The organism is Flavobacteriales bacterium, assembly GCA_029248105.1.
GTDB lineage: Bacteria > Bacteroidota > Bacteroidia > Flavobacteriales > UBA7312 > UBA8444.
On record JAQWJZ010000003.1, the window covers coordinates 26479 to 39782 of the forward strand.

General features: G+C 36.1%; 16 protein-coding genes and 1 tRNA gene. 9 read left to right on the forward strand and 8 right to left on the reverse strand.

Going from position 1 to position 13304, the window contains the following annotated elements; all coding sequences use genetic code 11:
• Positions 1 to 8 precede the first annotated feature (8 nt).
• The 3 genes from P8I29_00220 (at position 9) to P8I29_00230 (ending at position 1985) form a co-directional block, all read left to right on the forward strand.
• The gene (locus P8I29_00220) at positions 9 to 1040 is read left to right on the forward strand and encodes a PorV/PorQ family protein (GenBank protein ID MDG1916228.1); all 1032 of its coding nucleotides are present in this window, start codon (positions 9 to 11) and stop codon (positions 1038 to 1040) included.
• Positions 1041 to 1119: 79 nt separating this feature from the next.
• A complete protein-coding gene (gene greA, locus P8I29_00225) occupies positions 1120 to 1593 on the forward strand; it encodes a transcription elongation factor GreA (GenBank protein ID MDG1916229.1) in 474 nt (157 codons plus the stop codon).
• Complete coding sequence (locus P8I29_00230; protein ID MDG1916230.1) at positions 1593 to 1985, forward strand: HIT domain-containing protein; 393 nt, start codon at positions 1593 to 1595, stop codon at positions 1983 to 1985. The genes greA and P8I29_00230 overlap by 1 nt, the downstream gene beginning before the upstream one ends.
• On the opposite strand, the gene ruvC is transcribed toward P8I29_00230, so the two are convergent.
• Positions 1986 to 2543, reverse strand: coding sequence for a crossover junction endodeoxyribonuclease RuvC (gene ruvC, locus P8I29_00235; protein ID MDG1916231.1), 558 nt, complete (start codon positions 2541 to 2543; stop codon positions 1986 to 1988).
• A gap of 19 nt (positions 2544 to 2562) precedes the next feature.
• Between ruvC and P8I29_00240 the strand changes: the two genes are divergently transcribed.
• Genes P8I29_00240 through P8I29_00250 form a run of 3 tightly spaced genes read left to right on the forward strand, consistent with a single transcriptional unit; the run spans position 2563 to position 5638 of the window.
• Entirely contained in the window at positions 2563 to 3534 is a 972-nt protein-coding gene (locus P8I29_00240; GenBank protein MDG1916232.1) for a lysylphosphatidylglycerol synthase domain-containing protein, read from the forward strand.
• Positions 3531 to 4592: a glycosyltransferase gene (locus P8I29_00245; GenBank protein ID MDG1916233.1), complete on the forward strand. Its 1062-nt coding sequence runs from the start codon at positions 3531 to 3533 to the stop codon at positions 4590 to 4592. Before P8I29_00240 ends, P8I29_00245 begins: the two co-directional genes overlap by 4 nt.
• Complete coding sequence (locus P8I29_00250) at positions 4565 to 5638, forward strand: ABC transporter permease (protein ID MDG1916234.1); 1074 nt, start codon at positions 4565 to 4567, stop codon at positions 5636 to 5638. The genes P8I29_00245 and P8I29_00250 overlap by 28 nt, the downstream gene beginning before the upstream one ends.
• On the opposite strand, the gene P8I29_00255 is transcribed toward P8I29_00250, so the two are convergent.
• Genes P8I29_00255 through P8I29_00265 form a run of 3 tightly spaced genes read right to left on the reverse strand, consistent with a single transcriptional unit; the run spans position 5635 to position 8232 of the window.
• Complete coding sequence (locus P8I29_00255) at positions 5635 to 6966, reverse strand: TIGR00366 family protein (protein MDG1916235.1); 1332 nt, start codon at positions 6964 to 6966, stop codon at positions 5635 to 5637. The two genes, P8I29_00250 and P8I29_00255, sit on opposite strands and share 4 nt — an antisense overlap.
• A gap of 4 nt (positions 6967 to 6970) precedes the next feature.
• Positions 6971 to 7330, reverse strand: coding sequence for a DUF3127 domain-containing protein (locus tag P8I29_00260; GenBank protein ID MDG1916236.1), 360 nt, complete (start codon positions 7328 to 7330; stop codon positions 6971 to 6973).
• The gene (locus P8I29_00265) at positions 7327 to 8232 is read right to left on the reverse strand and encodes a flavin reductase family protein (GenBank protein MDG1916237.1); all 906 of its coding nucleotides are present in this window, start codon (positions 8230 to 8232) and stop codon (positions 7327 to 7329) included. Before P8I29_00265 ends, P8I29_00260 begins: the two co-directional genes overlap by 4 nt.
• Before the next feature lie 121 nt (positions 8233 to 8353).
• Here P8I29_00265 and P8I29_00270 point away from each other — a divergent pair.
• Positions 8354 to 8435: transfer RNA gene (locus tag P8I29_00270), tRNA-Leu, on the forward strand.
• 30 nt (positions 8436 to 8465) lie between these two features.
• Here P8I29_00270 and P8I29_00275 read toward each other — a convergent pair.
• Positions 8466 to 8684 (reverse strand): helix-turn-helix transcriptional regulator, encoded by a 219-nt coding sequence (locus tag P8I29_00275; GenBank protein MDG1916238.1) that lies wholly within the window; start codon positions 8682 to 8684, stop codon positions 8466 to 8468.
• 165 nt (positions 8685 to 8849) lie between these two features.
• On the opposite strand from P8I29_00275, the gene P8I29_00280 reads away from it, so the two are divergent.
• Entirely contained in the window at positions 8850 to 9341 is a 492-nt protein-coding gene (locus P8I29_00280) for a hypothetical protein (protein MDG1916239.1), read from the forward strand.
• A gap of 173 nt (positions 9342 to 9514) precedes the next feature.
• Here the strand turns inward: P8I29_00280 and murB are convergent, their stop codons facing one another.
• Positions 9515 to 10519 carry a UDP-N-acetylmuramate dehydrogenase gene (murB, locus tag P8I29_00285; protein ID MDG1916240.1) on the reverse strand — a complete coding sequence of 335 codons (1005 nt, stop codon included), beginning with the start codon at positions 10517 to 10519 and terminating at the stop codon, positions 9515 to 9517.
• A gap of 60 nt (positions 10520 to 10579) precedes the next feature.
• On the opposite strand from murB, the gene P8I29_00290 reads away from it, so the two are divergent.
• Positions 10580 to 11662 (forward strand): glycosyltransferase, encoded by a 1083-nt coding sequence (locus P8I29_00290; protein ID MDG1916241.1) that lies wholly within the window; start codon positions 10580 to 10582, stop codon positions 11660 to 11662.
• Here the strand turns inward: P8I29_00290 and P8I29_00295 are convergent.
• Together P8I29_00295 and P8I29_00300 are read right to left on the reverse strand one after the other, a co-directional pair.
• The gene (locus P8I29_00295) at positions 11637 to 12518 is read right to left on the reverse strand and encodes a glycosyltransferase (protein ID MDG1916242.1); all 882 of its coding nucleotides are present in this window, start codon (positions 12516 to 12518) and stop codon (positions 11637 to 11639) included. The two genes, P8I29_00290 and P8I29_00295, sit on opposite strands and share 26 nt — an antisense overlap.
• Entirely contained in the window at positions 12519 to 13184 is a 666-nt protein-coding gene (locus P8I29_00300) for an ATP-binding cassette domain-containing protein (GenBank protein MDG1916243.1), read from the reverse strand. It abuts the gene before it with no gap.
• Between the last annotated feature and the right edge of the window lie 120 nt (positions 13185 to 13304).

Below are 13304 nucleotides of genomic sequence, written 5' to 3' on the forward strand. Positions count from 1 at the left end.
AATTAGAAATGATACGATCATTAAAATACTTTGGGGTTTTACTATTAGCTTGCGCTTTTACAACTAACCTTTCAGCTGGTAATCCGGATCGAGTTGGCTCTGCTGGAGCTAGTCAGTTATTGATTAACCCATGGGCTAGATCTTCTGGTTGGGGTGGTTCAAATATCGCCTCTGTAAGAGGTTTAGAATCTTTGTACGGCAACGTTGCAGGTCTTGCCTTTACCGAAAAGACTGAGCTTATATTTTCTCGTTCTTCATGGATTGCTGATATACCTATTAATTCGTTTGGTTTCTCACAGCGAATGAGTGAATCATCTGTATTAGCAGTAGCTATATCTTCTATATCGTTGGCAGATATCATGATTACTACCGAATTACTGCCCGATGGTGGCTTAGGAACTTATAGTATATCTGCTACAAACCTTAATGTAGGGTACTCTAAATCATTCTCTAATAGTATTTATGGTGGTTTTGTGCTAAAAGCTATCATTGAAGGGACTTCAGATGTAACGGCTAGTGGTATTGCCTTGGATGCAGGTATTCAATATATTACAGGTGAACAAGATCATATTAAATTTGGTATTGCATTGAAAAATGTAGGCCCTACTATGGTTTTTGATGGTGACGGTATTTCTTTCAGAGGGATTGCTCCGGATGGTGAATATACCATGACGCTAGAGCAACGTACCAACGCATTTGAATTACCATCCCTATTGAATATAGGTTTAGCATACGATGTGCCGGTATTACCTGAAAATCATAGACTAACCACTGCAGGAACCTTTACTTCTAACTCGTTCCAAAATGACCAATTTCGTTTTGGTTTAGAGTATTCTTTTAAAGAACTTGTAACCCTAAGAGGTGGTTATGTATACGAAAACGATTTGTCTGATGGGAGTACAGATTTAACAGGACCCTCAGCTGGTTTTACCGTCGAATTACCTCTAAGTGGTGAAACTACTTTCGGTGTTGATTATTCCTTACGAGCAGCTGACCATTTTGGGATGTTGAACACTATAGGCGTACGTATAGACCTGTAAATAAAAATAAATTTTGTAATTTAGTGAGAAGAGAAGGCTATTATGGTCTTCTCTTTTGAATTTTTTAATACATTGAAAAATGTCTGAAATTGTATATTATACTGAAGAAGGATTAGAAAAACTCAGAAATGAGTTGGAACATTTAAAAACTACTGAACGTCGTAATGTGGCTAGACAGATTTCCGAAGCACGTGATAAAGGTGACCTATCTGAAAATGCTGAATACGATGCTGCTAAGGAAGCACAAGGGCTTTTAGAGGCTAAGATTGCTAAAATGGAATCTGAATTTTCAAAAGCTAGGATCTTAGATGAATCACAAATTGATGTCTCTAAGGTTTTAATTATGTCAAAGGTGACTATTAAAAACGTTCAGAATGGTGCTACGATGTCTTATGAGTTGGTTCCTGAAAGCGAAGCCGACCTAAAGTCAAAGAAAATTTCTATCAGTTCTCCAATAGCTAAAGGGCTACTCGGAAAACAAGTTGGAGATTTGGCCGAAATTCAAGTCCCTAATGGGCTTATGAAATTCGAAATCGTAGATATTAGTCGTTAATGTCTTCCATCTTCACCAAAATAATTAAAGGAGAAATTCCTTGTTACAAGCTTGCTGAGAACGATGAATTCTTGGCATTCCTTGATATTGCCCCTTTGGCAAAAGGCCATGCTTTGGTTATACCTAAGCATGAAACAGATTATATTTTTGATATAGAAAGTGATGCTTATGCTCGATTGTGGCAGTTTGCTCAAAACGTAGCCGTTGCTCAAAAGAAAGTCATCCCGTGTGAGCGTATTGGTGTTGCTGTAATAGGGTTAGAAGTTCCTCATGCACATATACACCTTATTCCTATCAATGGTGTACAGGACATAAACTTTTCTAGACCTAAACTAACACTTTCTAAAGAAGAAATGGAGGACGTGGCGGCTTCTATTGCTCAAGCATACTAATTAACCCAATCTATCGGGGTTATCTTTTAGAAAGGAGCCCCAACCAGAATACGATTTACCACCACTAATTTTCCCATTTTGAAAATAATGACAAACTGCAGCGGCTAAGCCATCCGAAGCATCTAAGTGTTTAGGCATTTCTTTAATCTTCAATAGACTTTTTAGCATAGCAGCAACTTGCTCTTTCGATGCTGTTCCTTGCCCAGTAATAGACATTTTTATTTTTTTAGGAGCGTATTCAAAAATGGGAATATCTCTATATAAACCAGCTGCCATAGCAACACCTTGAGCACGACCTAGTTTGAGCATCGATTGTACATTCTTGCCAAAGAAAGGGGCCTCAAGTGCCATTTCATCAGCCTTATACTCATCTATCAAAACAAGTGTGCGTTCAAATATTCGTTTTAATTTATCAGCGTGGCTATTTAATTTGGATAAATGTAAAACACCCATAGTTATCAATTCCATTTTATTACCCTTGACATGTATGAGTCCATAACCCATAATAGTGGTTCCGGGATCAATACCTAAAATAATTCGGTCTGTTTTACTTTTCAATTTCGTATTATTGTTGCTGATGCAAAGTAGCAAAAAAATAAGTGTCTTTCTTAAGTTAACCATTGTTTGCTTGGCTTTTTGGTTTTTATATCAAAAGGTATTTTCTAATGAGAGTTTTGCCGAGATAAAAGCACAATTCTTATCTATTCTCAGCCAGGGAAGTTTTCTAGATATTCTTATTGTTTTTATTCTGATGTTTGTTAATTGGTCTATTGACGCCATTAAATGGCAGTTTTTAGTTTCAAAATTGGAGAAAGTCTCTTTTTGGCTAGCTTTAAAAGCTGTTTTCTTGGGTATTACTGTTTCTATCTTTACGCCTAATAGAGTTGGTGAGTTTGGTGGTCGTGTATTTTGTTTGCAATATGCCGATAGGATAAAAGCAGTTTTGGTTACTATTTTTGGAAATATTACTCAACTAGTGTCAACAGTTATCTTTGGCACATTAGCTTTTCTTTATTTCAGTTCGCAATACACTTATCTTATTTTCACTAAAAGTGACTACGGCATTTATATTTTATCTTTACTATCGATTGTTGTCGTATCCGTTTTATTGTATTTGTTGTTCAACGTTTCTAAGTTATCTGGACTTTTTACAGCTTGGAAGTTTTTAGAAAAATATAAATCCTATGCGCCTGTTTTTTCTTTGTTTTCATCAAGTGATATTTCTAAGGTATTGTTTTTAAGTATGCTTAGGTATGGGGTTTATTCTTTTCAATTTTTCTTGCTCATTAGATTTGTTAATATCGACATTAGCCTTTTACAATCTTTGACCATGAGTTCGCTTACCTTTTTAAGTATGTCCATTATACCCACGATTGCCTTGACCGAAATAGGTGTTCGAGGCTCGGTAGCGATTTACTTCTTTGGCTTATTGTCAGAAAACAGTATTGGAATAATGACCGCTTCGTTTGCATTGTGGATTATCAATTTAGTAGTACCAGCTATTTTGGGTGTTTTCTTTGTTTATCAGCTTAAATTCTTTAGAAAATGATTAGCTTGGTAGTAGTCATAGCATTGATTTATTTGCGTCAAGTTTATCTTTTTTACAAGGGATGGCATAATTTAAAAGTCTATGGCACTGATTTTAGCCCTAAGGTTTCTGTAGTTATTGCACTTAGAAATGAAGAAGTCAATATACCTTATTTATTGGAAGATTTATTTAAGCAAGATTATCCCCAAGAGGATATAGAATTTATTCTAGTTGACGATTTTTCTACTGATGCGTCTTATGACTTACTCCAGCAATCAAATTTCCCAATAAAGGTTATTCGCTCTTCTAAGGAAGGCAAAAAAGCAGCTATAAGTAGGGGTGTTTCTTCAGCACAATATGATTTTATTTTAACTACGGACGCTGATTGCCGTCTATCGTCAGATTGGGTCAAACAAATGTTATCGCCATTTGCTGATGATAACGTTCACTTAGTTTCGGGGCCTGTATCTTACACTAATTTAAATACCGTATTTGATAAGTTTCAAGCCATTGAGTTTATGAGTTTGATAGGTTCTGGTGCTGGAGCTATTGGAGCTGACACAGCCTTTATGTGTAATGGTGCTAATATGGCTTTTCGTAAATCTATTTTCTCTTTTACCAATGAGCATATAGCCTCAGGTGATGATGTTTTCTTATTACACCATGTTAAAAAATCTAATGCTAAAATAGCGTTTGTCAAAGAACAATCAGCTATAGTTTTTACTAGTCCAAAGAAAAGTGTAACAGCATTTATAAATCAAAGGAAACGTTGGGCGTCGAAAAGTTCTTCTTATACTGATATTGCTGCACAGTGGGTAAGTGTCGTCGTATTTCTAACGAACTTATTGATATTACTTCTTTTGTTTATAGGAAAATTCAAGTTGTTACTTATCTTATTCTTGGTTAAAGTTTTAATTGACTATCGTTTTGTAAAGTCATTATCTCGATTTTTCTTTTATGAAAAATACTTATCTTATTATTGGTTAATGTCTATACTTTACCCGTTTTATATTGTATGGGTAGCCTTAAGTTCTCAATTGAGTTCTTATGAATGGAAAGAAAGAAAACACCAACGATGAATAGTCTGTCTCAAATAGCATGGTCTAAATTCAAAAAAGATATTTTGGGTGTGAGTGCTTTATGCGCTATCGTTTTGGCAGTTGTTGCAAGTATTTTTGGTTACCATATTTTTCCTGACTCATCGCCTTATGCCAATCAAATGCATTTGGAATTATCCAAACAGCCACCCGGTTTTGAGGTCGATATAATTCTAATACCAAAGTCAGATGTTGAGTCTGTCTCTTTTTTCGAAAAAATGATTTATGGACAAGAAAATCCATTTAAAGAAATTCCTATTTCGGAGTATAGGGAAGTAGATGGGCAACTGTATTATTCTTCTTTTGGTACTGATTATGAACAGCTTTTACAATATGATAATTATACTCTAATAAATCGTTGCTATACCCTTGGTACAGACTCATTTGGTAGAGATCTGTTGAGTCGTATTTTATGTGGAACTAGGGTGAGTCTTTCGGTTGGTTTCATAGCAGTATTAATATCATTGATTATTGGAATTACCTTAGGTGCGATGGCGGCATATTTTAGAGGTAAAGTTGATGCTGTTATTATGTGGTTAGTCAATGTGGTGTGGTCTATACCAACCTTATTGATGGTGATTGCTATTTCTTTAGCTTTAGGCAAAGGCTTTTGGCAAGTCTTTGTTGCTGTTGGACTGACTATGTGGGTAGAGGTGGCTCGTGTCGTTAGGGGCGAGGTGTTGAGCATTAGAGAGAAAGAATATGTTGAAGCTGCTCAATCTTTGGGCTTCGGTCATTTTAGAATTATTTTTAAACACATTTTGCCGAATGTTATGGGAGCAGTAATTGTTATTTCAGCTGCTAACTTCGCTTCGGCAATTCTCATAGAGTCTGGACTGAGTTTTTTGGGTATTGGTGCACAACCGCCTATGCCTTCTTGGGGAACGATGATAAAAGACCATTATGCCTATATCGTTATGGGCAAATCTTACTTAGCTATTTTCCCCGGTTTAGCCATTATGTATTTGGTATTGTCTTTCGTATTGGTGGGCAATGCCTTGCGTGATGCCCTTGATGTGCGCCACTAGAAAAGTAATAGTCCTATTACAAAAATTGAACCACCTGCCAGTAACAATAATAAACTGTAAGGTAAAATTTCCTTAGCTTTTAATCCTGTAATGCCCAGTAGTGGCAAGGCCCAAAAGGGTTGTAACATATTGGTTAGTTGGTCGCCGTAAGCCAGAGCCATTACGGCTTTCCAATAAGGCACATTGAGCTGACTTGCCGCCTCTACAATAATAGGTCCTTGCACACCCCACTGACCACCTCCACTCGGAACAAATACATTCACTATTCCTGCACTGATAAAGGCAAATATAGGAAAGGTCGTTGTGTTGGAGATACTAACGAAGAAATCGGAAAATACTCCGACTAAGCCAGAACTGTTCATTATTCCCATTATGCCAAAGTACAGGGGGAATTGAATAAGTATGCCACTAGCTCCACCAATAGCTTGATTTATGCCTTTAAGAAAGTGATTAAAGTTTCTGTGTAATAGTATGCCTAGACCCAATAAAAATAAGTTGATGAAGTTGGGTGTGATAAAGGATAGAGATAGTTCTTGAGGTAATATCAAGGCTTTGTATAGGCAATACAATACTATTAATCCTCCAAACAAATAAGCGAGAATATTGGAATGGTCCAAGCGTTCTGCTCCTTCAATTTCTACTTTTTCATCTTCAATAGGCGCTGATACTATGTTGATGGCTTTGGATTGGCCCTTTTTGCCCAAGACATACATTAGAAACGGCAATACAATCAGTAACACCAAACTAATAGTGATATTCATAGAAGAAAATATAGTTTCGGATTGAGAAATAACTCCGATCTGTTCTTCTAAGAAATGCCCTTTTTCAGCAATTTTTATGGGGGCTGAACCCGAAATTCCACCATGCCAAACCATTAAGCCAGAATAACCTGCCGCTCCGATGAGTGGATAATTTAGTGGGATATTATTTTTAGTAGCATGTTCTCCAACTTTACGAGCAAATATTGCTCCAAAGACTAAGCCTAATCCCCAATTGAAAAAGCTGACTAATAAGGTTAGCAAGGTAACCCATGCAGCCGCTTGAGCAGTGTTATTGCAAAATTGAGTGGCTTTGTCTATCCAATTACTAATAGTTGTGGTGAGTGCTAATACATGACCTAAGACGAGCATAAGCATCATCTGCACAGCAAAAACCAATAAAGGTGAATTCCACAATCCTTTTTCCCAATAGCTGAGAAGCGATAATGGGGTTTCTTGGTTTGGACTTAAAGAATAGGCTAATACAAACGTGACCAAAGTAAGTACCACTGCAATAGTGAAGGGTGCAGGTAGTAGGGCTTTAAATACACGGATTAGCCGAGCCGACATCTATTTAGAATGGTAAGTCGTCTTCTTCAGCGTCAGAAGCTTCAAGCGGTGCTTGTGGCATAGATGCATCTTCAACTACAGCTGCTGCTGCTCTATTTATTCTCCAAGCATCTATGTTGTGGTAGTACTTGCCGTTATATTCTCTGGAAGAAAGGTTGAAAGAAACTTCTATTTCGGTTCCTGGCTGAATACCTTCAATCATAGCGATTTTGTCTTCGCCAAAAAGGCTAAAACACACTTCTGGATTGTACTGTGCGCCAGTATCAATCACAAAAGATTGTTTTTTCCATTCTTTGCCGGCTTTACTTGTGCCACTCTCTACGTCTAATGCTTTGACTAATTTTCCTGTAATTGCTAAACTCATGTTCTATTTAATTTATCGATCAATAATGTTTTCCAAGCCTCACTAATTCGGCCTTTTTTTAATAATTCTTTAGCACGATAATGCAAAGCTTCTCTAGCCTCTTCATCTTCAGCACTAAAATTTAGTATTTCTTTTATGGTATGATTTTCTTCCTTGTATTTTTCTACCTCTTCTATACTAGGGATAGATTCCACATTGCCCAACATACCCAAGTCGTTGCCTGTTAGGATATAGCTATTTTTTATTCTAGATGGAATATTATCCACACCGATACCTAAGGTTCGAATGGGCTTTTCCACTTCAAACAAAGCATCTTGCGATGAACGGCAATACCAATTACCACCCATACGACCTACCAAATCAATTTTGTTAGGGTCGATAGCTCCCATATCGTTAAGTATATCTTCGTTGATGTGAATCATCTTGATTTCACATATCACCAAATTACCTGCCCCACCTTCTTCTCCCAAAGCTATAACTTCATTAACGGTGCATTCCATTTGAACAGGCGATTCTTTCACACGAAACGGTTTTACCAATTCCGATGCTAGAGGTGTCAGTCCTGCTTTTGTAAACTCATTAATGCCAGAATCGTATTCTGTACTTGAAAGTGAAGTTTGTTGAACGATGTCGTAAGAAACCACATTAATAACAACCTCTTTATTGTCAAGTACATTTTCAAGTGTATGTTTAGTGGTGTTGTTACGCACTCGCCTAGCGGGTGAAAAAATAGCAATAGGTGGGTTAGCACTAAACACATTGAAAAAACTAAAGGGACTAAGGTTAGGATTGCCGTATTGGTCAAGTGTACTTGCTAGAGCAATTGGACGTGGACCAACAGCCCCCAAAAGGTATTGGTGCAATTCGCCAACAGGAATATCTTTAGGTTTTAATTGTAACATAAAGGTTAAAAATGATTCTTAACAAAAATAGTATTTTGACTGTAAAATTGCTGATGTATATAGAATAAATATTTTTTATTTAGAATTGACTAAAAACTATATATTTGCAAACCATTTTGCTGCGGATGTGGTGGAATTGGTAGACACGCTAGACTTAGGATCTAGTGCCGCGAGGCGTGGGGGTTCGACTCCCTTCATCCGCACACAAAAGCAACTCAACTGAGTTGCTTTTTTTATTTCAAAAAGGATTTGCAATCCAAGTGAATTAACTTTTGTGGCGATACTTTTAAGGCTTTAGAGATGCGTTCGATACATTCATCATCCAATTGTATTTGTCCTTTTTCAATTCGTGAAACGTGTTTTTGAGAATAACCGATAGCAGATGCTAATGCCTCTTGAGTGAGGTTGCGCATTTCCCTAACGATGCGAATATTTTTACCAAGCTTTTTCATAAACTCAAATTTAAAAAAACAATTACATTCTCAATGTTAAGCAAAAGTTAAATTCAGCTGATATGTCTAAATTAGACATAAACAGTAGTTATTTTCTTTCAATTTTTAGCTAACATTGTACAAAGCAAAGGCACAAAGTCTTAGCAAAACTTAAAACTTATAAAAATGAAAAATTTACTTTATGGCACCCTATTCCTCGCCTTAGTAGGAATAACTTTTGTAGGCTGTGAGAAAGCGGACACTTATTCTGTTGATAGTTCTAAGCGTTTGACTCCAGACAATTTTAAAAAACATATTGAATCAGTTGAAATGAACTTTGATGAAAATTCTGCTTTTATAGATGATTTTTTAACTAAAGCAAAAACAAATAGCCTTGACAAAAAGTCATTTGAAAAAATGTTAGTTATGTTAAATATTGACTCTTCAATCAATGTTGATGAATTAGACAATTATAATTTGGAAAATGGAGTATATGATTCAATAGAGTTGTATAAAAATAGAGTTAGAGTAAAGAAAAAAAAGAAATCTAGATGTGATAGATTAGTTGAAATTAGAGATGCTTTATTACAAGAGTGTAGTAAATATGTAATAGGAATTGATGAATCTTGTGCAGCGGCTGTAATGATAGCTTATTGGTATAAATCAAGAAATTGTTGATTTTATGATTAGAAAAGAATGGCTTAGAATTGTATACTTTTTGATAATTTCATCTTTCTATATAGCAACGGATTTTGGTTTTTTTATTGCTATTGTTCACCTCATTTTGGCGTGGGTTAATCCCAAAAAATTCGGAATGAGCCGACTGCTAATGAAGATGTTAGCTAAGAGAACTATATAATATTCACTTCCGCTTCTAGAGCGATGCCAAATGTTTCTTGAATGGATTTCTGTATGTCTCTTGAAAGTGCTACTATTTCATCTCCTTTAGCAGTGCCATAATTTACCAATACTAGAGCTTGATTTTTGTGTACGCCAGCATCGCCTTTGCGGTAACCTTTCCACCCGACACGGTCGATGAGCCATCCGGCAGCAACTTTTATAGAATGCTCACCATTAGGGTAGCCAACAATATTTGGAAATTGTGCTTTTAGCTGTTCAAACTGAGATTTTGGAATTGTAGGGTTTTTAAAAAAGCTACCACTATTTCCAATGTCTTTGGGATTGGGTAGTTTTCGCTGACGAATATTAATGACTGCCTGACTGATTGACCTCAAGCTTTTATTCGCTCCCATTGCTTTAAGCTCATCCTCTATAGCGCCATAGGAGGTGTTAAATTGGGGGTGTTTACTTAACTTAAAGCTCACCTTACAAATAATATATTGACCTTTTAGATCCCCTTTAAATATAGAGTATCGGTATGCAAATTGACAGTCTTTATTATTAAAGGTCTTTACGGTTTTATCATCCATATGTACTGCCTCTAATTCTTCAAAGACTGATTTTATTTCCACACCATAAGCACCAATATTTTGCATAGGTGCAGCGCCAACGCTTCCGGGGATTAGCGATAGGTTTTCAATTCCTCCTAAGTTATGTTCAATACTCCACATAACGAAATCGTGCCAAACCACTCCACCGCCAACTTTTACAGTAACACTATCCTGATCTTCATGCGTTATTTCTATATCTGAGATTTCATTTTTCAGAACAGTTCCATTAATGTTGTTAGTGAGTAAGATGTTACTGCCACCGCCTAAAATAGTGAGGGGTTTTTGCGTTTTGCCCAATAAATCAATTAGCTCTTCTTTGGATGAAAAGGGTGAAAAGTATTCGGCTTGTGCTTTAATGCCAAATGTGTTGAGCGATTGTAAAGGGTAGTTGTGTAGTAACGCCATAGAGTTCAAAGGTATAAATACTTATGATTTACTGCTTCTATTTTATGTATTTTCGCAAAGATGAGGAAAAAAGTCATAGTTTCTGTAACCAATGATATTAGTACAGACCAACGGGTGCACAAAGTCTGCCAGAGTTTGCAGTCTATGGGCTTTGAGGTGCATTTATGGGGAAGGGTTTTAGCTGATAGCCAACCACTTAACCGTCCTTATGCCACCAAGCGTATGTCCTTGCTTTTTTACAAAGGACCATTTTTTTACCTCGAGTATAATATTCGACTGTTTTTTATTCTGTTATTTAGCAAATGCCATTTGTTATTGAGTAATGATTTGGATACACTACTAGCCAATTTTATGGTTTCCAAAATAAAAGGTCTTCCACTAGTCTATGACAGTCACGAGCTGTTTCCTGAGGCTCCTGAATTACAAGAGACACCATTTAAGAAGAAGATTTGGGAAAGTCTTGAGTCCTGGCTTTTGCCTAAAATCAATCACACTTATACCGTTTGCCATTCTATAGCGCAATTCTACAATAACAAATATGGGCTTAAAATGAAAGTGGTTCGCAATATGCCATATTTAAAAGATTCATCACGACCTAATGCGGTTTCAAAAAGCATTATTTATCAAGGAACGATGAATCCGGGCAGAGGCTTAGAATTAGCTATTGAGATGATGCCTTACTTAGAAGATTATAAGCTAATACTTATTGGTGATGGTGAGGGATTGGCATCTCTTAAAGTATTGGCACAAGAAAAAGAGGTGAGTAGTCAGATAGAGTTTTTAGGGCGATTACCTTTTGAAGATTTAAAAACTTATACCGAACAGTCTAGTATTGGCATATTGTTCGAAGAGGCTAGGGCCTTGAGCTTTGAATACAGTTTGCCCAATAAGTTATTCGATTATATTCATGCTAACACAGCGGTTTTGGCTTCGCCCTTAGTTGAGGTAAAAGCCATTGTTGATACATATTCGGTGGGAGAATTGCTGAAAGCTAGAAACCCTCAAAGCGTAGCTAAGCAAATTGATGCCATGTTTGAAAAAATAAATTCCTATGAATTCGCAAAAGCCAAAAATGATTTGAATTGGCAAAAGGAAGAAGAAGTGCTTAAAACTATTTTCAGTCCTTTTTTAAGCAAAGCATAAAGCTAAGTTTGTACAAATCGAATACGGCCAAATTGGTGTTACCTTTCATTAATAACATGCGACAGAGATATTTACAAAGCAGAAAAAACCCTTTGCTTAAAAACAAAGTTTTTCTGAATGTATTATAGTATTTATTTAGTTTAATATTTCTGCATGTTAAAGGGTGGCTTTTTTGAATGGATAATAGATTAGCTAGAGCTAATTCAGTTTTTTCTAAAAATACAGACAAATCATCTATGCCAAGGTGTATGATAGGGTTGTCGATATGCATTACCGTTAGCGAGTGCTGTTCCAATTCAAAACCATATAAAGTGTCTTCATGACCATACTTTGTTAAGCTTTCGGTAAAACGGATTTTTTGGCTGACTTTTTTGCTAATTAACATATTACAGGCACTAAAAGAGGTATATGGTCTTTGGTTTCTAAAATGAGCTTTTCTTTCTTCTCTATTTTTGCCGTATTTCCATCGCAATAGCTTGTCTTTTTCCAAATAGTCGTAATCGGCATAGCTTACTCCACCAACAACAACTTCACTTTTGTCTTTAAATTCAATGTATTTTTTTAGAAAATCATGACCTATACTTATATCACAATCTAAAAATAGTAGGTAATCGAATTGAGCTTTGTCAGATAGTAAATTTCTTATGGTAGAACGCCCTATATTATTTTCGAGTTGTTGGTAGCTAACCCCTTTGATTTTGCCTAAATCCTTGTTGAGTTCCAAATAGTTTGCTTTGGATTTATCGTCAATGCATAATATTTCAAAAGGAATATTTAAGCTTTCAGCCTCACTGGATAATTCGTTAACTAACTCCTTAACAGCAAAATTATATATGGGGATTAAGATGGATAACATCTATTCAGTAAAAGCGACTTTTCCGTTTTCGCACTTCAATACTTTGGAAGGAAAACGATTAAGTAGATTATGCTCATGAGTCGCCATTAAGACGGCACATCCACTTGCGCATAAATCGTGAATGAGTTTCAGAATCTTATCCGTAGTGTCAGGGTCTAAATTTCCCGTTGGCTCATCTGCTAAAATTAGCTTAGGGTCGTTTAGTAAAGCACGTGCAATGCATACACGTTGTTGTTCGCCCCCAGAAAGTTCAAAGGGCATTTTGTCAATATGATCTAGCATCTCTACCTTGTCTAAAACGTTTTCTATTCTAGCGTTTATTTCCTTTTTATTTTTCCAGCCAGTAGCTTTTAGCACAAACTCTAAATTGTCGTAAACGGAACGGTCGGTAAGAAGTTGAAAATCTTGAAATACAATACCTATTTTTCTTCTTAAAAATGGAATTATAGATTTTTTAATTTCGAAAAGTTGATGGTCTACAACTTCACCTAGCCCTTTCTTCAATGGTAAATCGGCATATAGCGTTTTTAGTAAGCTGCTTTTTCCACTCCCAGTAGCGCCTATTAAATAAACAAATTCAGTAGGTTGTATGCTAAAAGAGACATCGCTTAAAATAAGTCGGTCGGATTGAAATACATCGACGTGTTTGAGTTCTATAAGAGGCATTTCTCGAGATTTCTGTTTCTACAAATTTACTTTTTTTAAATCGTTGGTCAAGTGTTGTTTATGCACACATAATCTGTTAATAACTTATTGCTTGCACAATAGTACTAGGGAATTTCTTTG

Bases quoted from the DNA above. Each gene is read 5' to 3' on its own strand.
- murB (MDG1916240.1), bottom strand. From the start codon at position 10,519: ATGGCGTTACTACACAACTACCCTTTACAATCGCTCAACACATTTGGC.
- P8I29_00260 (MDG1916236.1), bottom strand. From the start codon at position 7,330: ATGAGTTTAGCAATTACAGGAAAATTAGTCAAAGCATTAGACGTAGAG.
- P8I29_00280 (MDG1916239.1), top strand. From the start codon at position 8,850: ATGAAAAATTTACTTTATGGCACCCTATTCCTCGCCTTAGTAGGAATA.
- P8I29_00230 (MDG1916230.1), top strand. From the start codon at position 1,593: ATGTCTTCCATCTTCACCAAAATAATTAAAGGAGAAATTCCTTGTTAC.
- P8I29_00300 (MDG1916243.1), bottom strand. From the start codon at position 13,184: ATGCCTCTTATAGAACTCAAACACGTCGATGTATTTCAATCCGACCGA.
- P8I29_00295 (MDG1916242.1), bottom strand. From the start codon at position 12,518: ATGTTATCCATCTTAATCCCCATATATAATTTTGCTGTTAAGGAGTTA.
- P8I29_00245 (MDG1916233.1), top strand. From the start codon at position 3,531: ATGATTAGCTTGGTAGTAGTCATAGCATTGATTTATTTGCGTCAAGTT.
- P8I29_00275 (MDG1916238.1), bottom strand. From the start codon at position 8,684: ATGAAAAAGCTTGGTAAAAATATTCGCATCGTTAGGGAAATGCGCAAC.
- P8I29_00220 (MDG1916228.1), top strand. From the start codon at position 9: ATGATACGATCATTAAAATACTTTGGGGTTTTACTATTAGCTTGCGCT.
- P8I29_00250 (MDG1916234.1), top strand. From the start codon at position 4,565: ATGGAAAGAAAGAAAACACCAACGATGAATAGTCTGTCTCAAATAGCA.
- P8I29_00290 (MDG1916241.1), top strand. From the start codon at position 10,580: ATGAGGAAAAAAGTCATAGTTTCTGTAACCAATGATATTAGTACAGAC.
- P8I29_00240 (MDG1916232.1), top strand. From the start codon at position 2,563: ATGCAAAGTAGCAAAAAAATAAGTGTCTTTCTTAAGTTAACCATTGTT.
- P8I29_00255 (MDG1916235.1), bottom strand. From the start codon at position 6,966: ATGTCGGCTCGGCTAATCCGTGTATTTAAAGCCCTACTACCTGCACCC.
- P8I29_00265 (MDG1916237.1), bottom strand. From the start codon at position 8,232: ATGTTACAATTAAAACCTAAAGATATTCCTGTTGGCGAATTGCACCAA.
- greA (MDG1916229.1), top strand. From the start codon at position 1,120: ATGTCTGAAATTGTATATTATACTGAAGAAGGATTAGAAAAACTCAGA.